Raw genomic sequence first — 19,161 nt, forward strand, 5'->3', positions numbered from 1 at the left:
GTAAAAACCTGGCAGCAATTTCTAGGGAGATTAACCATCCTGTGGAAAAGCCTCCGGAAACAGGGCTTTTTTTGCTTGATTTGCGATGCAACCTGAGATAGATAAGTGCCGTACTTGATGAATTTTAACACCTAATGATTGCAAATACGGATGTCGTTATGGGGCATTTCGATATCCGACCGAAATCAGGCTTAGGGTCCCCCCGCTTATGCCCTACCTGATGTTGTCCGCAAAACGGACAATGAAAGTCCGGATCGCTCCACACGGTCCGGACTTTCCTTTTTTTCAGTGCAGCCTTCCAATGCTTTGATGTCGAGGCGGGGCAGCCCTATGGTAGCTGGACCGCTGCATATGATTTTGCAGTTGCAAGAAATGCAACTCGACGCTAACAATCACCTCCATGAACAACGCGCGCATTATCACGAATGGCTGGTGGTGGGTCCGCTAAGGCGGCCACGCAGTCGTTTTGCACGCGCGCAAAGGGATCAGGGCCGCAACGGAATTTCCGGGCGGCCTTTTTGTTTGACCGTCCGTTTAAGCCGCCAGGGCAAGCGCAACGGAGTTGAGGACGATGGCAATGACTGCCGAGAATGAAGTGCATGACTATGTGACATCAGGCGGGGTCGCCATCACAAGGACGCGGGTGCCGACGGCTTACGCCGGGGCGATCGAGGCTCGCATCGACGCGCTGGACGGGCGGCGCGGCGCGGTCTTCTCCTCCAATTACGAATATCCTGGGCGCTATACGCGCTGGGATACGGCGATCATCGACCCGCCGGTAATCGTCACCTCCAGCGGCCGCCGCATGAAGATCGAGGCGCTCAACACGCGCGGCGTGGTGATGCTGCGTCCGATCCTCGAAGTTCTCAAGAACCTTGACGACGTGACGGTGGTGAGGTCGGAAGAAAAGCTGATCGAGCTCGCGATCGCCGAGCCGCAACGGCATTTCACGGAAGAGGAGCGGTCGCGTGCGCCTTCGGTCTTCACGGCGCTGCGCGCCATTGTCGGCCTGTTCTTTTCCGAGGAGGATGCCAATCTCGGGCTCTATGGCGCTTTCGGCTATGATCTGGCGTTCCAGTTCGACCCGATCGAATATAAATTGAAGCGTCCGGACAATCAGCGCGACCTGGTGCTTTACCTGCCTGATGAGATCCTGGTCTGCGACCACTATTCGGCCAAGGCCTGGTTCGACCGTTATGAGTTCTCCTATGGCGGGTCTACCACGGAAGGGCTGCCGCGCGACACGAAGGTCGAGCCGTTCGAACCGGCGGCCAGCATTCCGCCGCGCGGCGATCACAATCCGGGCGAGTTTGCGCAATTGGTCGAGAAGGCCAAGGAGAGCTTCAAGCGCGGCGATCTTTTCGAGGTGGTGCCAGGCCAGACCTTTTACGAGCGTTGCGAGACCAAGCCTTCGGAGATCTCCCGCCGCTTGAAGGCGATCAACCCTTCCCCCTATTCCTTCTTCATCAATCTGGGCGAGGGGGAATATCTCATCGGCGCCTCGCCGGAGATGTTCGTGCGGGTCAATGGCCGGCGGATCGAGACATGCCCGATATCAGGCACGATCAAGCGCGGCGACGACGCGATTTCGGATTCGGAGCAGATCCTGAAACTGCTCAATTCGAAGAAGGACGAATCCGAGCTGACCATGTGTTCGGATGTCGACCGCAACGACAAGAGCCGGGTGTGCGAGCCGGGTTCGGTCCGCGTTATCGGGCGGCGGCAGATCGAGATGTATTCGCGCCTCATCCACACCGTCGATCATATCGAGGGCCGCTTACGCGAGGGCATGGACGCGTTCGACGGTTTCCTGAGCCACGCCTGGGCGGTGACGGTGACCGGCGCGCCGAAGCTCTGGGCGATGCGCTTCATCGAGGAAAACGAGAAGAGCCCGCGCGCCTGGTATGGCGGAGCGATCGGCATGGTGCATTTCAACGGCGACATGAACACCGGCCTGACACTCAGGACCATCCGCATCAAGGACGGCATCGCGCAGGTGCGTGCAGGGGCGACGCTGCTCTATGATTCCGTGCCGGAAGAGGAAGAGGCGGAGACAGAGCTGAAGGCTTCCGCCATGCTCTCGGCCATCCGGGACGCGCACAAGGCCAACGCTTCCGGCGAGGTGCGCGCGACATCTCGCGTCGGTGAGGGGCTGTCGATCCTGCTCGTCGATCACGAGGATTCCTTCGTGCACACGCTGGCGAATTATTTCCGCCAGACCGGGGCGACCGTCTCGACGGTGCGCTCGCCGGTGGCGGAGGAACTGTTCGACCGCCTGAAACCGGATCTGGTGGTGCTTTCGCCGGGCCCTGGCCGGCCGGAGGATTTCGACTGCAAGGGAACCATCGCCAAGGCGCGCAAACGCGAGCTGCCGATCTTCGGCGTTTGCCTGGGGCTGCAGGCGCTCGCCGAGGCTTATGGCGGTACGCTCAGGCAATTGCATGTGCCGATGCACGGCAAGCCGTCGCGCATCCGCGTGCTGAAGCCGGGCCTTGTTTTCTCCGGCCTGCCGAAGGAGGTGACTGTCGGGCGCTATCACTCGATCTTCGCCGATCCGGTGCGCCTGCCTGACGATTTCACCATCACGGCGGAGACGGAGGATGGCGTCATCATGGCTTTCGAGCACAAAAAGGAGCCGATCGCAGCCGTGCAGTTCCATCCAGAATCGATTATGACGCTCGGCCATGATGCCGGCATGCGCATGATCGAGAATGTGGTGGCGCATCTGCCGAGGCGGGCGAAGGAAAGGGCGGCGTAGTGAGATGGTGAGTAGGGAATAGTGAGGTAGTGAATGGTATTTTTCACTATCTCACTGCCCACTATCTCACTACTCACCATCGGGATGACCATGGACGCGAAGAAAAAGATCCAGCTTCTCTCCACCTGGTCGATCCCGGTCGCTTTCGGCGTTCTCGCGCTGAAATATCTGGCTTTTGCCGTCACCGGCTCCATTGCGCTCTATTCCGACGCGTTGGAATCGATCGTCAATGTCATTGCCGCGGTCGCTGCCTGGTGGGCGATCCGCGTCAGCCACAAGCCCGCCGACCAGAACCACCCGTTTGGTCATCACAAGGCGGAATATTTTTCCGCCGTGCTGGAAGGTGTGCTGATCGTCGTGGCGGCGCTTCTGATCTTCCGCGAGGCATGGGGCGCGATCCGTGCGCCGCGGACATTGGAGGAGCCGTGGATGGGCCTTGCCATCAACGGCGCCGCGGGCATCATCAACGCCCTTTGGGCGATGGTGCTGATCCGGACGGGAACCCGCGAGAAATCGCCCGCACTTCTCGCTGACGGCCGCCATATCATGACCGATGTGATTACCTCCATCGGCGTGCTCGCCGGCCTCGTCGCCGCCATCTTAACCGGCTGGGATGTGCTGGACCCGCTGCTCGCCATCATCGTGGCGCTCAATATCCTCTGGCAGGGCTGGCACGTCGTCAATTCATCGGTACAGGGGCTGATGGATGTCGGCGTCGATCTCGACGAGACGATCCGCATCCGCGATATCATTTCAGCTAATGCGGGCGGGGCGATCGAGGTGCACGACCTGAAAACCCGTGTCGCCGGCCGCGCCACCTTCATCGAGTTCCACATGGTGGTGGCGGCGGAGATGAGCGTCGGCGACGCCCATGTCATCTGCGACCGCATCGAGGATGCGTTGAAGGCAGTGATCCCCAGCGCCCGCGTCATCATCCACGTCGAACCGGAAGACGAGGCGAAACTGCCGCGCGGCACGGCGGCGGTGCCTTTTGCGTGACCCCATGACCGAAAGCGAGCTGCAGCTTTACCTTCACGAACATATTCCGCTTTCGATGGCGATGCAGGTGGCGGTCGTTGCGCTGCACGATGAGAGTGTTGTTCTCAAAGCACCGCTTTCGCCCAATATCAATCATCGCGAAACGGTTTTCGGCGGAAGCGCTTCGGCGCTTGCGATCCTGGCCGCATGGTCGCTCGTCCACATCCGTCTCGTGCGGGAGGGGATTGTGAGCCGCATCGTCATCCAGAGCAACACGATGCGGTATGACGCCCCGATCAGCGGAACCTTCAGTGCCCGCTCGCAGCTTGCAGCCGGCGCGAACTGGGGCCGTTTCGTCGAAATGCTCAGGCGGAAGGGCAGGGCGCGGATAGAAATAGCCGCCGTGCTCGACTATGAGGGGAATGTCGCGGGCCGTTTTTCCGGTGAGTTTGTGGCTCTGGATGCCTTTTCGGGTCGAATGTCATAACTCTTGCGTCCCGCCAGTGTCTCGGCTATCAATTGCCTCCATGAACACGCGCCCGGTCATATCCTCCTTCGTTCGCTCCGTATCCGCGGGCGCGAAGGCTTGCGCGCTTCCACTCTCGCTTCTTCTCGGCCTTATCGGCGACCGTCGGGCTCATTGAGAGGAGCGTCCGGCGGTCGAATGGTCGCCAGGCCGATGCTCCTTTGTCTTTCAACCCAATTGTACGAGATTAATGCCGTCGCCATCCGGTCATATGCTGCCGGTATGGTTTATGACCTGAAGAAACGAGACTAGCCATGAACGAGACCAAAGCCCCTTTCGCCTTTGCCAAGGGCATGCCTATCGCCGGCACCAAGTATCAGCCTTATCCGTTGGTCGATCTTCCCGACCGGACCTGGCCCAGCACGCGTATCGAGAAGGCGCCGATCTGGTGTTCGGTGGATTTGCGCGACGGCAATCAGGCGCTGATCGACCCGATGGGGCATGATCGCAAGGCGCGCATGTTCCAGCTTCTGCTGGAAATGGGCTTCAAGGAGATCGAGATCGGCTTTCCCTCGGCCTCGCAGACCGATTTCGACTTCGCCCGCTGGTGCGTGGAGGAGGGGGGCGTGCCCCACGACGTCTCGCTGCAGGTGCTGGTGCAATGCCGGCCTGAGCTGATCACCCGCACCTTCGAGGCGCTGGAAGGCGCGCATCGCCCCATCATCCATTTCTACAATTCCACCAGCGAGTTGCAGCGCCGCGTGGTGTTCGCCAAGGATGTCGCCGGCATCAAGCAGATCGCCACCGACGCCGCCAAGATGATCACCGACATGGCGGCGAAGGCGGGTGGCGGTTTCCGCTTCGAATATTCGCCGGAGAGTTTCACGGGCACGGAACTGGACGTGGCGCTCGAGATCTGCAACGCCGTCACCGAGATCGTGAAGCCGACGGCCGAGAACAAGCTGATCATCAACCTGCCATCGACGGTCGAAATGGCGACGCCGAATATCTATGCCGACCAGATCGAATGGATGTGCCGCAATCTGGATAATCGCGAGAATCTGATCATCTCGCTGCATCCGCATAATGACCGTGGCACCGGCATCGCCGCGACGGAACTCGGCCTGATGGCTGGCGCCGACCGGGTGGAGGGCACGCTTTTCGGCAATGGCGAGCGCACCGGCAATGTTGACGTGGTGACGCTGGCGCTCAATATGTTCACGCAAGGGGTCGATCCAGAACTCGATTGCTCCGACATCAATCGGATGAAGGAGGTTTACGAATATTCGAACCAGCTGCGCATCCCCGAGCGGCATCCCTATGTGGGCGAACTCGTCTATACCGCTTTCTCCGGCTCGCACCAGGATGCGATCAACAAGGGCATGAAGGCGATCCGCCAGGCCAACAAGCCGCAATGGGAGGTGCCTTACCTGCCGATCGACCCGCAGGATGTGGGGCGTTCCTACGAGGCGATCATCCGCATCAACTCGCAGTCCGGCAAGGGCGGCCTCGCCTATATCCTGCAGGCCGATTACGGGCTCAACCTGCCGCGCAATCTGCAGGTGGAATTCCGCGACGTGATCCAGCAAATCACGGATGAGGAAGGCAAGGAGCTGCCGTCGAAGCGCATTCATGACGAGTTCCAGAAAATCTATGTGGAGCAGCCTGGTGCGCGGCTGAAATTCGTCGATCACCACACCTATCCCGACCCCGAGCGGAAGGGCCGGCGGATCATGTCGGCCGAGATCACCGACAATGGCAAGACGAAGCGGATCGAAGGCAATGGAACCGGGCCGATCGACGGCTTCGTCGATGCGCTGTCGCATTATCTCGGCATCAAGCTCTCGGTGGTCGATTATTCCGAGCACTCGTTGCGGCAGGGCTCCGACGCCTCCGCCGTCTGCTACATGGAGATCGCCCATCCCGGCGGGAAAATCTTCGGCGTCGGCATCAACGACAATATCGTCACCGCCTCGCTCGAGGCGATCGTGGCGGCGGCGAACCGAGTGTAGGGCAGTAAGGGAGTAGGGGTATGTTCCTTACTCACTTGTTCCCTTACTCCCTTCTCTAGGTTAATGTCCTGTTAACCAAGAGCAACTCGGGACATGCCATGAACGAGACGAGCGAGAAGATCAGTTCAGCCGGAGCCACCACACGCCGGCTTTCGGAAGCCGTGCGCACGGCGAAGATCGCCGCCGCCGATCGTGGCGATGTCGTGGTCGACATGAAGGAGGCCGACCGGGCTAGGCTGGAGCTCCTGGCGCAGGATCTCCAGCCGGTGTTCGACGAGGTTCCCTCCGACGATCCGCAATGGGATTTCGCCCTTTCGACCGGCCTGCAGCCGCGGCTTTGGATCGATGCCACCGCGCATGTGATGATGGGGCGGGACCGCCGCACCTATCGCTTCGTCCGCGATACGCGTCTCGGACGCATCGTCGTGGCCGAATCGACCGAAATCAAGCCCGTTTCCGATGCGGTGACCGCCTATATCGCGGAGCGCATGGTCGAGCGGGAGCGTCTCCTCGAAGGCGATCTCGTCGACCTGCGGATAGGGACGACCGTTGCCGGTGCATCTGCGAAGGAGGATGAGGAGACGTCCGCACCGGTCTCCGTCCAGGCGGCGGCGCTGGCCGAGCCGCCCAGGCAGAGCCGGTGGGCCGGCTTCGTGTCGGGGTTGGTCTGGTTCCTGATCGGCGCTCTTGCCGCCTGTGGTGTCCTGCTCGTCGTGCTACAGGATCGCTTCAGCGTGGTAATCTGAGGCGGTTTCGCCGCTCATCGATATCAAAGCAAGAAACGGATAGCTGGGCTCATTGCCCGGCCGCTAGACCTCCTGTCCCAACATGACAGGAGATCAAATTCATGGAACTGCAAAACAAGTCGATCATCATAACCGGGGCAAGCAGCGGGATCGGTGCAGCGGCGGCTTTGCTGTTCGCGGCCGAAGGCGCCAATCTGGTCCTCGGCGCACGGCGGTCGGCGGAGCTGGAAGCACTTGCCGGGCAAATCAATCGTGGCGGTGGCTCGGGTAGGGCCGTATTTCTCGCCGGCGACGTGAGAGACGAGGGTTATGCGGATACGCTTGTCGACCTCGCCGTAAAGGAATTCGGCGGGCTGGACGGCGCGTTCAACAATGCCGGTATTGTTGGGGAGATGCAGCCGGTCGCGGATATGGCGCTCGACAATTGGAACGATGTCATTTCGGTCAATCTGACGAGTGCTTTTCTCGCCGCCAAGGCGCAGATACCGGTGATGAAGAAGCTGGGAAGGGGATCGATCGTGTTCACATCTTCCTTCGTCGGGTTCAGCAATGGCGGAATGCCGGGAATGGGAGCCTATGCGGCGTCCAAGGCCGGACTGATCGGCCTGATGCAGTCGCTGGCCTCTGATCACGCCGCTGATGGTGTGCGCGTCAATGCGCTCTTGCCGGGCGGGACGATCACGCCGGCCGGCGGAGAGGGAAATCCGGAAGTTCTGGATTTCATTGCCAACCTGCATCCGATCAAGCGGATGGCGGAGCCGCAAGAGATAGCGCAGGCGGCCCTTTTCCTCCTGTCTGACCGGTCGAGCTTCATGACGGGAAGCCCGCTGCTCGTGGATGGTGGCATATCGGTGAGGTTGGTGTAGAGGACGTCCGCCTCCTGCTTATTCTAAGAACCCGTTGAGGACTGAAGGTCGTGCGCCACGTCAAGCTCATGCTCGGCAATCGTGGCGATCTGCTTGTCGGAGCCGATGACGCCGCGTTCGATCCAGCGGCAGGTCCATTTCCCGTCCGCCTTTCCAATGGTGAAGAGGTTGAAGCGCGCGGCAGGGCGCCTTTCGCCGAAACTCTGGCTGGCGGAAGGTACGCAGATCACCGGTACCTTCCAGGAGGGGCCGTCAATCTCATAGCGCGTCGCGAGATGCGTATGCCCGTGCAGGATAAGTTCGGCGCCGTGCTTCCTGATGATCTTCTGGAAGCGACCGATGCCGTAAAGCCGCTTGTGGGCGGGGGCCGCGCCGCGAACCGGCGGATGATGAATCATGACGACGCGGAAAAGGCCGCGTCCGGCTGTTTCGTCCAGCATCTGGGCGAGGCGCTTGGCCTGACCGCGGCCGAAATCGCCGCTGGCCATGAATGGGGCGGTGGCGCGCGCCGAGGAAACGCCGATCAGCGCCACGCCGTCGCGCACGCGCAGATAGGGAAACTCCACCCGATGGCCGGCATTGTCGACGCCGTCCCCCCGCATCCATGGCTCCCATATGCGGCAGGCATTGTCGAGTGCGCCCGGCACATAGGCGTCATGATTGCCGGGAACAACAGAGACGTCGGCAGGATCGCCCAGGGTTTCGAGCCAGAGCCGCGCCGCCTTCACTTCCAGATCGAGCGCCAGATTGACGAGATCGCCGGTGATGGCGATATGATCCGGCGCCTGCGCCTGCATGTCGGCGATGAGCGCTTCGAGCGCGCCGCTGGTCATTACGCCCTGGCGGTTGCGCCGCCAGTTTATGTAGCCGGTGATGCGCTTGGACGCGAGTTCCCGATAGGTGATGCCCGGCAGCGGAGAAAGGTGTATGTCGGAAATATGCGCCAAGTGAAACATGCAGACCGGTTTAGAATAGTGCTGGTTTCAAATCCAGTGCCGGGCTGCATCGAAGCCTGAAAAGCGAGGGGCCAGTCGTCCATGGCAGATATCAGTTTGAGACTGCGGCACTGGGTGTTCCACAGCTATTTCCTGTTCCGCCGTCCGATGACGCTCGGTGTGCGCGCGCTGGTGCTGGACGAGACGGCAGGCACGGTCTTTCTCATCCGCCACACCTATGTGCCGGGCTGGCAATTGCCGGGTGGCGGCGTGGAGACGGGGGAGACCTTCGCGGAGGCGTTGGCCAAGGAATTGCGCGAGGAAGGCAATATCGAGCTGACCGGACCGCCCGAACTCTTCGCGCTCTACAAGAACGCCCATGCCTCAAAGCGCGATCATGTGGCGCTCTACGTCTGCCGCCGCTTCCGGCAGACCGCGCCGCGCCTTGCCGATCGCGAGATAGCGGAGGCGGGCTTCTTCCCCATCGCCGATCTGCCCGAGGGGACGACCAAATCGACACGGCGGCGTCTTAAGGAGATACTTGAAGGCGAAACGCCGTCGGAGCTGTGGTGAAATAGTGAGTCGATTGAATCGGTTGGGCGGGATTGTTGCGAGATTGATTCAATGAAATCACCCCCCTCTGCCCTGCCGGGCAGAGGGGGGCACAGCATCGACGTTCTCAGAACCGATACGTCACACCCGCGCCGATCAGCCAGGGATCGAGCTTGGCTTCACCGGAAATCCTCGTGCCGTCGGCCAATGTGGCGTCGAAGTTTGGCTTGAGGAAGATCTTCTTCACATCGAAGTTGAGGCCCCAATGCTCGTCGATCATGTAGTCGAAGCCGACCTGCAGGGCAGCGCCGAAGGTGTTCTTGACGTCGAGGTCCCGCAGCGCGCCGGTGCCGTCCTGATTGTAGAAGATGGTGTAGTTGACGCCCGCGCCGACATAGGGCTTGAAAGCGCCGAAATTGGTGAAATGATATTGCAGCGTCAGCGTCGGCGGCAGCACCCAGACCTCGCCGATCTTGCCGAGCCCGCCGATCGTTCCGTCGCCATCGATGTTGGCCTTGGTGGTGCCGAGAATGAGTTCGGCGGCCAGATTGTCGGTGAAGTAATAGGTGATGTCGAGTTCGGGGACGACCGAGTCCGAATAGGAGAGGTCGGAGCCGGGGATCTGGTCGACGCTGCCCTTGTCGTTGGTGATAACGCCGAGCGCGCGCAGACGGAACTGCCATGGGCTCAATGTGGCAGGCGCTTCCGCCACGGGCGCCTCGGGGGCTACTGCAATATCGGCCGCGGCGGCCTGATGTCCCGCGAGGAAGAGGGCGGCGGCCGCCACGAACCCCCGCGCCACGCTCTTACGCTCTTTCATCATGATCTTCTCTCCTTGATCCCTGTGGATGATGCAGCGCAACATCGCGCCGCCGGAGAGAGAGCCGTTTGATCTGGATCAAGCAGGAAGGCTTACGGATGGACCGGGCCCATCTTCGAAAAACCCTGTAACAAAAATGCAACGGTTGCAGAATGTGGCGGTGGGCGCCTCACGCGGCTTTGGCGGCAAACCGGTTCCGGTCGTGCGGCGCTCCATAGTCGATCTCCGGGCCGAGAGGAATGATTCCGGTCGGGTTGATGGTTTTGTGGCTGCCGTAATAATGCGCCTTGATGTGGTGCATGTTGACCGTGCCGGCGACATCAGGGACCTGGTAGAGATCGCGCAGATAGTTGGAAAGGTTCGGGTAATCGGCGATCCGCTGCCGGTTGCATTTGAAATGGCCGACATAGACCGGGTCGAAGCGCAGAAGTGTGGTGAAGAGCCGCCAGTCGGCTTCGGTCAGCCGGTCGCCGGCGAGATAGCGCTGGCGCGAGAGCCGTTCTTCGATCTGATCGAGTGCGCTGAACAACTGGTTGAAGGCCTCCTCATAAGCCTCCTGCGTCGTCGCGAAGCCGGCGCGGTAAACGCCATTGTTGATATTGGGATAAACGAAATCGTTGAGTTCATCGATTTCGGTGCGCAACTCTTCGGGATAGAAATCCAGCGAGGCATCGCCGAACTCATTGAAAGCCGAATTCAGCATGCGGATGATCTCCGCGGATTCGTTCGAGACGATGGTCTGGCGCTGCTTGTCCCAGAGGACGGGGACGGTGACCCGGCCCGAATATTTCGGATCGGCGCGGGTATAAATCTCATGGAGCCGCTGGGCGCCGTAGAGATGGTCGCCGGTTCCGCCGTCTCTCCCGTAGAGCGTCCAGCCTTCCTCGCCCATGTAGTGGTCGACCACCGAGACGGAGATCGCGTCCTCGAGCTTCTTCAGGACGCGGAAGATCAATGTGCGATGCGCCCAGGGGCAGGCATAGGAGACATAGAGATGATAGCGACCCGGTTCCGCCTTGAAACCGTCTTCGCCGCTCGGGCCGGCGCTGCCATCCGCCGTCACCCAGTTGCGGAATTGGGATTTGGAACGCACGAAGCGCCCGCCGCTATCCGATGTATCGTACCATTGGTCATGCCAGACGCCGTCAACCAGAAGTCCCATGAAATATCTCCTTTACCGTCCCCAATATAGGGGAGCGGAGAGCGCTTGGCAGCTACCGGATGGTTGAACGGTGCGTAACCGCCGCGCAACCATCCGCGATTAATTTCGTTTACGCCGGGTCATTTTGATGATAGGAGCCGCCTGATCATGCGGCGTGGCCGTATTTCGGGAGAAATGTTTTGACGGGATTGCCTTTCATCCGACGATGAAACCGGACCAGCGCCTTGGGCGCTGCCGATGCCTGTCTGCGCCCATTGCGGCGTTCCGATTTCTCAATTTGCGACCGTCTTTGCCATGCTGCAACTCGAACTGACCTACGCGCAGGAAGATCCCGCGCACGACCTTGAAATCGAAGCCATCAACCGGGAAGCCTTCGGGCCGGGCCGTTTCACGCGCGCCGCCTATCGGATCCGCGAGGGAGGACCGCACGACCGCTCGCTCTCCTTCGTGGCCCTGCAGGGCGGCATCGTCATTGGCTCGGTGCGCATGACGCATGTCAGGATCGGGGCAACGCCGGCGCTGCTGCTCGGGCCGCTGGCCGTGCGACCGGAATGGAAGAACCGGGGCATCGGCCGCGCGCTGATGCGCATGGCGATGGAGGCGGCAAGGCTCGCCGGTCACAGGCTGGTGGTGCTCGTCGGCGACGAGCCCTATTACGGGCCTTTCGGCTTTCGCAAGGTGGAGCCAGGCCGAATCCTGATGCCGGCCTCCGTCGATCCCAACCGGCTGCTCGCCTGCGAGTTCACGCCACGCGCGCTGGAGAATGTTTCAGGTCTGGTGCGGCACGCGGATAGAGCATGAGGAGAGGCGGAGTTACCGCCCCTCGCGATACCACATCGAGCCCAGCACCAGAAGCATGGCGGCGAGGCCGAGGAAGCCGGAAAAGAGCGGCAGGCGGTTGACGCTCTTCAATGCCGTGTCGCCGGTTTCACGCAAGCCGATCCAGCTATTGCCGCTCGCTGCCGCCGTGTTGCGCACGGCGATGATGCCGGGAACCTCAATGCTCGACTGGCCGGCTTCCGTCCGCAGTCGCCGCACGCTGCCGCCGGTCTCGGTTGCCAGCGGTTCCAGCTTGGCGGTGGTCGAGATGCTGTCGGTGAATTCCGGCGCATCCACCGGCCCGACATGGGCAAGCGTGTTCAGATCGCCATTCGCAACCTGGAAAAGACCGATTTCATCGGTCTGCAGCGTGCCGCTGAAGATGCCGGGCTCGCTTCTCGTCAATGGCACCTCGACCGTGTTGCCCGACGGCGTGATGACACGGGCGTCGCCGGGATTGTCGCCCATGGTTTGGCGGCGGATCTGCAATGTGCGGCCGCTACCGCTGGCGGTCAGCGCTTCTTCCTCCAGCTCCGGTTCCTTCATCAGCCAATGGGCGATGCGGCGGTAGAGCGCGGCATAGGGGCCGCCGCCCTCGAAGCCGCGGGCCCAGAGCCAGCCCTGATCGGAGAGGAACATGCCGACGCGGCCTTCGCCCACACGGTTGAGCACCAGGAGCGGCCGGTTGTCGGCGCCGTTCATGATCACCTGGCCCTGCGGCTGGTCGATATCGATGATGCGGAACCAACGGCTCCATTGCGGCGGTTCCTGGGCGCCGCCTTCCAGCCCGCGCGTCACGGGATGGCGCTTGCCCATATCGCTGAGGCGCGGATAGAAGGCCTTCTCGGTGATTTCACCGGTCGGCAGCGCCGGCAGGGCGCTGAGCAGCGGCGTGCGCGCGATCGACTGATTGCCGGCATATTCGGAGCCGGCGGCGATCAACAGCGCGCCGCCATTTTCGACATATTGGGCGATGTAATCGTAATAGAGTAGCGGCAGCACGTCGCGATGCTGGTAGCGGTCGAAGATGATCAGGTCGAAATCCTCGATCTTCTCGACGAACAGCTCGCGCGTCGGAAAGGCGATCAGCGACAATTCGTTGATCGGCGTGCCGTCCTGCTTTTCCGGCGGGCGCAGAATGGTGAAATGGACGAGATCGACCGAGGCGTCGGATTTGAGAAGATTGCGCCAGGTGCGCTCGCCATTGTGCGGCTCGCCCGAAACCAACAGCACGCGGAGATTGTCGCGGATGCCGTCAATCGTCGCCACGGCGCGATTGTTGGTTTCCGTGACTTCGCCGGGGATGGTATCCGTCCTGATCTCGACGATATTGGTGCCGGCCCTCGGCAGATTGACCTCCACCGGCGTCTCGGCGCCGATGACCGCGTTTTCCTCGCTCACCACATCGCCATTGACGATGACGCGCACCCGCGCCGTTCCGTCGGTGGGCGCATTCTCGCCCTCGTCGGTGACGGTATAGACAAGCTGCTGCGGCTTGCCGGTGATGCCGAAGCGCGGTGCATGCACGAAGCGGATGCGGCGATCGAATTCCTCCGGCGTTCCGGTGATCAGCCCGTGCACGGGGGCATTGAAGCCCAATGCGGCGGCGTTTTCCGGGATATCGTGGATCTGGCCGTCCGTCACCATGACCGCGCCGCCGATACGCGAGGGCGGCACATCGCGGAAGGCGCCGTTCAATGCCTGGAAGAGCTTTGTAGATGTGCCGTCGTCATCGTCTGCCGGGCGGCCCGCCTCGACCACGCGCACGTCGAATTGCGGCAGCTTTCCAAGTTCCTGCTCGACCTGCCTGACGGCCGCGTCGGTATCGGCGCGCCTGTCTCCGATATCCTGGCTCTGGCTGCGGTCGACGACGACGGCGACGACGCTTTTCAGCGGCTCGCGCTCCTCGTCGATCAGGATCGGATTGAAAAGGGCGAGGGCGAGAGCCAGGAGCGCAGCCAGGCGGATGACGCTGCCGCGCTGGCGGAAGAACAACCCGGCGATGACGAGCAGCGCCAGCGGCACGAGAAGCGCGGCAAGCCAGGGCCATGAGAAGAGCGGCTGAAAATTGAGCGACATATACATCGGCCTAATTCCCAAGCCGTTCGAGCAGAACGGGAACGTGAACCTGATCGGACTTATAGTTGCCGGTCAGCATGTACATCATGATGTTGACGCCGCCGCGCATCGCATAGGCTCGCTGCATGGGATCGTTCGGCACGGTCGGCAGCAGCGGCGCACCCCGCTGGTCGACCGCCCAGGCGCCGGCGAAATCATTGGCGGTGATGAGAATGGGGCTAACGCCGTCGCCGGTGCGCACCGGGCGGTCCTCGCGGCTCTCGCTGTTGAGCGAGGCTTCCACCCACAGCGGGCTGCCGCGGAAACGGCCCGGAAAATCCGGCATGATGTAGAAGGATTTGCTCAGGACATGATCGCTCGGCACGGGTTCGAGCGGCGGCACGTTCATGCCGTCGAGAATGGCGCGCAGGCGCTGGCCGGCGGGCGTGGTGGCGCCGTCGAGTCCGGCGCCGGCGGCCATTTCGTCACGCGTGTCGAAGAGGACGGTGCCGCCCTGCTGCATATAGGCGTCGACCTTGGCGATCGCGGCCTCGCTCGGCATGGCGGCGTTGGGGTCGACCGGCCAATAGATCAGCGGATAGAAGGAGAGATCGTCGCGGGCGGGATCGAGGCCGATCGGCTCGCCCGGCTCCAGCGCCGTCTTCTCGATCAGGAATTGCGTGAGCCCCTGCAGGCCGGCCCTGCTGATGTCGTCGACCGCCTTGTCGCCGGTGATGATATAGGCGAGGTGGGTAACGGAAACCGCATCGATCATCGCTTGATCGCCAGGCCGGCTGTCGTCATGGATGGTGTTGTCGCTGGTTTCCGGCGATTGTGCAGACTGTGCGGGTGTCGGGCTGGAGGTCTGCGCGAATGCCTGGCCGCCGGCGAGCGGGGAGGCTGACAAAAGCCATCCACCCGGCAGCAGCAGCAATACCACCGCGCCCATCGCGGCAGCCTTGCGGCCCCCTTGCGGCCGGCTTCCCCTGCGCGGGCGGAAATGGCCGCCGAGCCAGAGCACGAGCAGCGTGTCGAGCGCGAGCAGGATTGCCGCGGCGGCGAAGAGCGGCCCGCGCAGCCGGATCGATTCATCGGCGGCATAGGCGGTCGCCGTGACGGGGAAGGAGAGCGAGGGCTGGACCAGCGGCGTCAGTTCCGATCGGGGTCCCAGGAGGTTCAGTGCATAGAGCGCATCCTCGGAGCCGTAGAAACCGGGCGGATTGTCGTAGCTCACCTCAGGCGTGGCGCCGCCGCCCACGGTAAGCGGTTTGGTTTCCGGCGTCGGCGGGATCATCGAGCCATCCGCCGCCAGCATGAGATAGGGCGGAAGCGAGACGCTGGCCGTGCCGTTTTCTTCGGTGCCGCCGAGATTGCGCGACAGGACGACGATGCGGCGCAGCATCTCGACGAAAGTACCGCTGATCGGCAGGTTGGACCAGGTGGCATCGGGAGCGATGTGGAAAAGCACGACGCGGCCACGGTCGCGTGTTTCGCCCGTGACGAGCGGCGTTCCATCGGCGAGGTTGGCCCAGCTTTTCTCGAAGAGATCGGGCGATGGATCGGCCAGCACCTGGCGCTTGACGGAGACTTCCTGCGGGGTGGGGAGGCCGGCAAACGGGCCGTTCGCCGGGAAGGCGGCAAGCGGCTGCGGCTCGGTCCAGGAAAGCGTTCCGCCGAGCGAGCGTTCGCCGCGCCTGAGCGTGACCGGCAGCAAGGTGTCGTCGTCGCCGGCGCCGGCAAGCCTGGGGCCCGCAAAGCGGATGAGCGTTCCGCCCTTGGACACCCAGTCGGCAAGCCGCTGTTCAGCCGCTTCCGGCAATTTGCCGATATCGGCCATCACCACGACGGAGGGCTTCTGGTCGAGAAGCTCGGGTATCGATATGGCGAGGTCGGCCGTGCGCGGTTGCAGCAGATCGGCGAAAGGCTGCAGCGCCCGGGAAATATAATAGAGCGGCGACAGCAGTGGCTGGGCGGTGGCGGCATCGGCCTCGGCGCCGGAGATGAGCGCCACGCGCCGCCGCTTGGCGTTATCGTCCAGTAGACGCGTGGCGGCAGCCTGCCGGGAGCCGTCGACCCGGATGGTGGAAAAATCATTGCGCAGTTCGATCGGCGCCTCGATGCGCCCCTCCGCCGTGCTGCTTCCCGGGCCGAAGGCAAGGCTTGTCTCGGCGATGCGGCGGCCCTTGTTGTCGAAGGCGCCGACGGTGACGCTGCGCGGCTGGTTGGCATCGGTCGGACGAATGGCGTGGACGACGAGCGCGTCGGCCCCGTTCTCGACCGAGGCGAGGCCGGCGAGATTGGCGGTATCGGGCCGGTACCAGAGCATGGAGGACGCGCCGCTCTGCGCGAGCGGTGCAAAAGCTGTGGCGTCATCCGCCGTCTCGACGCCATCGTTGAGATAGGCGATACGGGCGCCCGGCGTGGCGGTTATGGCGGTGGCAAGGCGCTCGAAGGCCTGTTGGCGGTCGACCGGGATCGGCCGGGGGTTCAGCGCCTCAAGCCTTTCCAGCGCGCGTGTCGCGTCGAAAGGCCCGATCTCGGCGTTGGTGCGCTCCGCCGTGCCCATGACGTAGATCGGCGCGCCCGCCGCCTCCGCATCATTTATGAGCCGTTCCGCCGTGTCGTGCTTCTGGTCCCAATCCTCAGCCGAGGCCCAGCCATTGTCGAGGACGATGGCGACGGGCTGATCCCCGGCCAGCGTGACGGGACGCGGGTTCCAGACGGGCTCGGCCAACGCCAGGATCACCAATGCGGCAAGAGCCAGGCGCAGAAGGGTCATCCACCACGGGCTCTTGCTCGGCGTTTCCTCCTTCTTCAGCACATTGGCGAGGATGCGGAGCGGGGGGAACACCTCTTCCTGAGGGCGAGGCGGGGTCATGCGCAGGAGCCACCAGATGATCGGCAGGGCGATCAGCCCGGCGAGGACCATGGGTGCGCCGAAGGCGAGAGGAAGCGCGTTCATGCCACACCTCCCTGATAGCCCATGTCGGCGGTCATGTTCATATGCACCCGCACCAGTGCCTCGGAAGCCGGGCGGTCGGTATGGTTGACGGTGAAGCTCCAGCCGAGCCGTTTGCAATAAGCTGCGAGCGTCTCGCGGCGAGCGAGATAGAGCTTGCGGTAATCCTGAGCAAAGAGCTCGGCGCGGCCCGCGGTGATCCTTTCGTCCGTCTCGGGATCACGGAATTCGGTGCGGCCTGAATAGGGGAAGACCTCTTCCGCCGGGTCGGTGATCTCGATCAGATGGGCGCGGACGCCATGCTTGGCCAGGCGTTCGAGAAGCTCCAGCACCTCCTCGACCGGCTGGAGGAAATCGCTGACCAGGATGATATCGGAAAAGCGCCGGATGTTGGCGATGTCGGGCAGGGCGGGCACGCCGGCGGAATGAACGAGGGCCGAGGCGAGCCTTTCGGCGCCGTTGCGTGCGGCGAAGGGATCGATGACGCCGGGATAGGCGATGCGCTCGCCGCTGCGCGACAGAAGCTCGGCAAGCGCCAGGGTGATGACCAGCGCGCGCCACTCCTTGGAAACCTCGCCAAGATTGGACTGATAGAGCATGGAGGCAGAAGGATCGGTCCACAGCCAGACGGTGTGGGCGGCCTCCCATTCGCGGTCGCGCACATAGGTATGATCGTCACGGGCCGAGCGCCGCCAGTCGATGCGCGACAGGGCCTCGCCTTCGACATAGGGCCGGAATTGCCAGAAATTCTCGCCCATGCCGCGCCTGCGCCGGCCATGCCAGCCGGTGATGACGGTGCTGACCACGCGGCGCGCCTCGACCAGGAGATCGGGCACCAGCGCTGCGCGTTGTCTGGCGCGGGCAAGCGCATCGGTCGTCGCGACCGGCTCGACACGCTGCCCAAGCGCCGCCATCAAATGGCTGCCTTCACGAGATTGGCGATGACATCGCGGACGTTCATGCCGTCGGCACGGGCCGCGAAAGTCAGGGCCATGCGGTGCTGGAGGACGGGCTCGGCCAGCGCCTTCACATCGTCCACCGAGGGGGCGAGGCGGCCGTCATAAAGCGCGCGGGCGCGGGCGCAGAGGGTCATCGCCTGGCTGGCGCGCGGGCCGGGGCCCCAGGCGATGTGGCGGTCGGCGTGCTCGCTGCCGGTGCCCGGACGGGCCGAACGCACCAGCTTGAGGATCGCTTCCACGACATTTTCCGAAACCGGCATCCGGCGGATCAGGTTCTGCATCTCCTTCAACCGCAGCGCGGTGACGACACCGCGGGCCTTGGCTTCGGCAGTGCCGGTGGTCTCCAGCAGGATGCGCCGTTCCGCGTCGAGCTCGGGATAGAGAATGTCGATCTGCATGAGGAAACGGTCGAGCTGCGCCTCGGGGAGCGGATAGGTTCCTTCCTGCTCCAGCGGGTTCTGCGTCGCCAGCACATGGAAAGGCGAGGGCAAGTCGTGGCGCTCGCCAGCGACCGTCACGTGATATTCCTGCATCGCCTGCAGGAGCGCCGACTGGGTGCGGGGCGAGGCGCGGTTGATCTCGTCGGCCATCAGAAGCTGTGCGAAGATCGGGCCCTTCACATAGCGGAAGGAACGGCGTCCGTCGGCGTCCTGTTCCATCACCTCGGAGCCGATGATGTCCGAGGGCATCAGGTCGGGCGTGAACTGCACGCGGCGCTCGTCGAGGCCGAGCACCGTGCCGAGCGTTTCCACGAGCTTGGTCTTGGCGAGGCCGGGAACGCCGACGAGAAGCGCATGGCCGCCCGCCAGAAGGGCTACGAGCGTGCGCTCGATGACGCTCTCCTGCCCGAAGATGACGGTGCCGACAGCGTCCCGGATTTTCGAGATATCCTGCAGGGCGCGCTCGGCTTCAGCGACCAGAGCCTTGGGATCGATGGGATCGGCTGTTTTGACAACGCTCATGGCTTCCTCGCAAATGGCTTAGCCGCTGTGGCAGCGGGTTCTAATGCTTTAACTAGGGTCCTAATGGACAAGTTAAATCACTATGACATGCTGACAAGCCGCGAAACGG

General features: G+C 62.8%; 16 protein-coding genes. 9 read left to right on the top strand and 7 right to left on the bottom strand.

Going from position 1 to position 19,161, the window contains the following annotated elements; translation table 11 throughout:
• Positions 1-351 precede the first annotated feature (351 nt).
• The 7 genes from ATN84_RS26925 (at position 352) to ATN84_RS14110 (ending at position 7,826) form a co-directional block, all read left to right on the top strand.
• Positions 352-594 carry a hypothetical protein gene (locus ATN84_RS26925; protein ID WP_153020246.1) on the top strand — a complete coding sequence of 81 codons (243 nt, stop codon included), beginning with the start codon at positions 352-354 and terminating at the stop codon, positions 592-594.
• Positions 572-2,758, top strand: a complete 2,187-nt coding sequence (locus tag ATN84_RS14085) for an anthranilate synthase (protein ID WP_082766296.1) — start codon at positions 572-574, stop codon at positions 2,756-2,758. Before ATN84_RS26925 ends, ATN84_RS14085 begins: the two co-directional genes overlap by 23 nt.
• Positions 2,759-2,848: 90 nt before the next feature.
• Positions 2,849-3,757 carry a cation diffusion facilitator family transporter gene (locus tag ATN84_RS14090; protein ID WP_068882267.1) on the top strand — a complete coding sequence of 303 codons (909 nt, stop codon included), beginning with the start codon at positions 2,849-2,851 and terminating at the stop codon, positions 3,755-3,757.
• A 4-nt stretch (positions 3,758-3,761) separates the two neighbouring features.
• Positions 3,762-4,223 carry a YiiD C-terminal domain-containing protein gene (locus ATN84_RS14095; RefSeq protein ID WP_068882268.1) on the top strand — a complete coding sequence of 154 codons (462 nt, stop codon included), beginning with the start codon at positions 3,762-3,764 and terminating at the stop codon, positions 4,221-4,223.
• Positions 4,224-4,516: 293 nt separating this feature from the next.
• A complete protein-coding gene (leuA, locus tag ATN84_RS14100) occupies positions 4,517-6,214 on the top strand; it encodes a 2-isopropylmalate synthase (protein ID WP_068882269.1) in 1,698 nt (565 codons plus the stop codon).
• Between the two features lie 98 nt (positions 6,215-6,312).
• Positions 6,313-6,960 carry a hypothetical protein gene (locus ATN84_RS14105; RefSeq protein ID WP_068882270.1) on the top strand — a complete coding sequence of 216 codons (648 nt, stop codon included), beginning with the start codon at positions 6,313-6,315 and terminating at the stop codon, positions 6,958-6,960.
• Between the two features lie 101 nt (positions 6,961-7,061).
• Complete coding sequence (locus tag ATN84_RS14110) at positions 7,062-7,826, top strand: SDR family oxidoreductase (RefSeq protein ID WP_068882271.1); 765 nt, start codon at positions 7,062-7,064, stop codon at positions 7,824-7,826.
• A 23-nt stretch (positions 7,827-7,849) separates the two neighbouring features.
• Here ATN84_RS14110 and ATN84_RS14115 read toward each other — a convergent pair whose 3' ends face one another.
• On the bottom strand, positions 7,850-8,782 hold the full coding sequence (locus ATN84_RS14115) for a metallophosphoesterase family protein (protein WP_068882272.1): 933 nt from the start codon (positions 8,780-8,782) through the stop codon (positions 7,850-7,852).
• Positions 8,783-8,878: 96 nt separating this feature from the next.
• On the opposite strand from ATN84_RS14115, the gene ATN84_RS14120 reads away from it, so the two are divergent.
• On the top strand, positions 8,879-9,334 hold the full coding sequence (locus ATN84_RS14120) for an NUDIX domain-containing protein (RefSeq protein WP_068882662.1): 456 nt from the start codon (positions 8,879-8,881) through the stop codon (positions 9,332-9,334).
• 106 nt (positions 9,335-9,440) lie between these two features.
• Here ATN84_RS14120 and ATN84_RS14125 read toward each other — a convergent pair whose 3' ends face one another.
• Together ATN84_RS14125 and ATN84_RS14130 are read right to left on the bottom strand one after the other, a co-directional pair.
• Positions 9,441-10,136 carry an OmpW/AlkL family protein gene (locus ATN84_RS14125; protein WP_068882273.1) on the bottom strand — a complete coding sequence of 232 codons (696 nt, stop codon included), beginning with the start codon at positions 10,134-10,136 and terminating at the stop codon, positions 9,441-9,443.
• A gap of 166 nt (positions 10,137-10,302) precedes the next feature.
• Positions 10,303-11,295: a glutathione S-transferase family protein gene (locus tag ATN84_RS14130; protein ID WP_068882274.1), complete on the bottom strand. Its 993-nt coding sequence runs from the start codon at positions 11,293-11,295 to the stop codon at positions 10,303-10,305.
• Positions 11,296-11,589: 294 nt separating this feature from the next.
• On the opposite strand from ATN84_RS14130, the gene ATN84_RS14135 reads away from it, so the two are divergent.
• Complete coding sequence (locus ATN84_RS14135) at positions 11,590-12,096, top strand: GNAT family N-acetyltransferase (protein ID WP_068882663.1); 507 nt, start codon at positions 11,590-11,592, stop codon at positions 12,094-12,096.
• 12 nt (positions 12,097-12,108) lie between these two features.
• Here the strand turns inward: ATN84_RS14135 and ATN84_RS14140 are convergent, their stop codons facing one another.
• From ATN84_RS14140 to ATN84_RS14155, 4 genes are read right to left on the bottom strand one after another with little or no spacing between them, the layout of a single operon-like run.
• Positions 12,109-14,199, bottom strand: coding sequence for a hypothetical protein (locus tag ATN84_RS14140; protein WP_425287405.1), 2,091 nt, complete (start codon positions 14,197-14,199; stop codon positions 12,109-12,111).
• Between the two features lie 4 nt (positions 14,200-14,203).
• Positions 14,204-17,134 carry a DUF4159 domain-containing protein gene (locus tag ATN84_RS14145; protein WP_068882275.1) on the bottom strand — a complete coding sequence of 977 codons (2,931 nt, stop codon included), beginning with the start codon at positions 17,132-17,134 and terminating at the stop codon, positions 14,204-14,206.
• A complete protein-coding gene (locus ATN84_RS14150) occupies positions 17,131-18,045 on the bottom strand; it encodes a DUF58 domain-containing protein (protein WP_068882276.1) in 915 nt (304 codons plus the stop codon). Before ATN84_RS14150 ends, ATN84_RS14145 begins: the two co-directional genes overlap by 4 nt.
• Positions 18,045-19,052 carry an AAA family ATPase gene (locus ATN84_RS14155; protein WP_068882277.1) on the bottom strand — a complete coding sequence of 336 codons (1,008 nt, stop codon included), beginning with the start codon at positions 19,050-19,052 and terminating at the stop codon, positions 18,045-18,047. Before ATN84_RS14155 ends, ATN84_RS14150 begins: the two co-directional genes overlap by 1 nt.
• Between the last annotated feature and the right edge of the window lie 109 nt (positions 19,053-19,161).

This window comes from Paramesorhizobium deserti (assembly GCF_001558695.1).
GTDB lineage: Bacteria > Pseudomonadota > Alphaproteobacteria > Rhizobiales > Rhizobiaceae > Paramesorhizobium > Paramesorhizobium deserti.

Coding starts and splice junctions, on each gene's coding strand:
- ATN84_RS26925 (WP_153020246.1), top strand. CDS start 352: ATGATTTTGCAGTTGCAAGAAATGCAACTCGACGCTAACAATCACCTC.
- ATN84_RS14085 (WP_082766296.1), top strand. CDS start 572: ATGGCAATGACTGCCGAGAATGAAGTGCATGACTATGTGACATCAGGC.
- ATN84_RS14090 (WP_068882267.1), top strand. CDS start 2,849: ATGGACGCGAAGAAAAAGATCCAGCTTCTCTCCACCTGGTCGATCCCG.
- ATN84_RS14095 (WP_068882268.1), top strand. CDS start 3,762: ATGACCGAAAGCGAGCTGCAGCTTTACCTTCACGAACATATTCCGCTT.
- leuA (WP_068882269.1), top strand. CDS start 4,517: ATGAACGAGACCAAAGCCCCTTTCGCCTTTGCCAAGGGCATGCCTATC.
- ATN84_RS14105 (WP_068882270.1), top strand. CDS start 6,313: ATGAACGAGACGAGCGAGAAGATCAGTTCAGCCGGAGCCACCACACGC.
- ATN84_RS14110 (WP_068882271.1), top strand. CDS start 7,062: ATGGAACTGCAAAACAAGTCGATCATCATAACCGGGGCAAGCAGCGGG.
- ATN84_RS14115 (WP_068882272.1), bottom strand. CDS start 8,782: ATGTTTCACTTGGCGCATATTTCCGACATACACCTTTCTCCGCTGCCG.
- ATN84_RS14125 (WP_068882273.1), bottom strand. CDS start 10,136: ATGATGAAAGAGCGTAAGAGCGTGGCGCGGGGGTTCGTGGCGGCCGCC.
- ATN84_RS14130 (WP_068882274.1), bottom strand. CDS start 11,295: ATGGGACTTCTGGTTGACGGCGTCTGGCATGACCAATGGTACGATACA.
- ATN84_RS14135 (WP_068882663.1), top strand. CDS start 11,590: ATGCTGCAACTCGAACTGACCTACGCGCAGGAAGATCCCGCGCACGAC.
- ATN84_RS14140 (WP_425287405.1), bottom strand. CDS start 14,199: ATGTATATGTCGCTCAATTTTCAGCCGCTCTTCTCATGGCCCTGGCTT.
- ATN84_RS14145 (WP_068882275.1), bottom strand. CDS start 17,134: ATGAACGCGCTTCCTCTCGCCTTCGGCGCACCCATGGTCCTCGCCGGG.
- ATN84_RS14150 (WP_068882276.1), bottom strand. CDS start 18,045: ATGGCGGCGCTTGGGCAGCGTGTCGAGCCGGTCGCGACGACCGATGCG.
- ATN84_RS14155 (WP_068882277.1), bottom strand. CDS start 19,052: ATGAGCGTTGTCAAAACAGCCGATCCCATCGATCCCAAGGCTCTGGTC.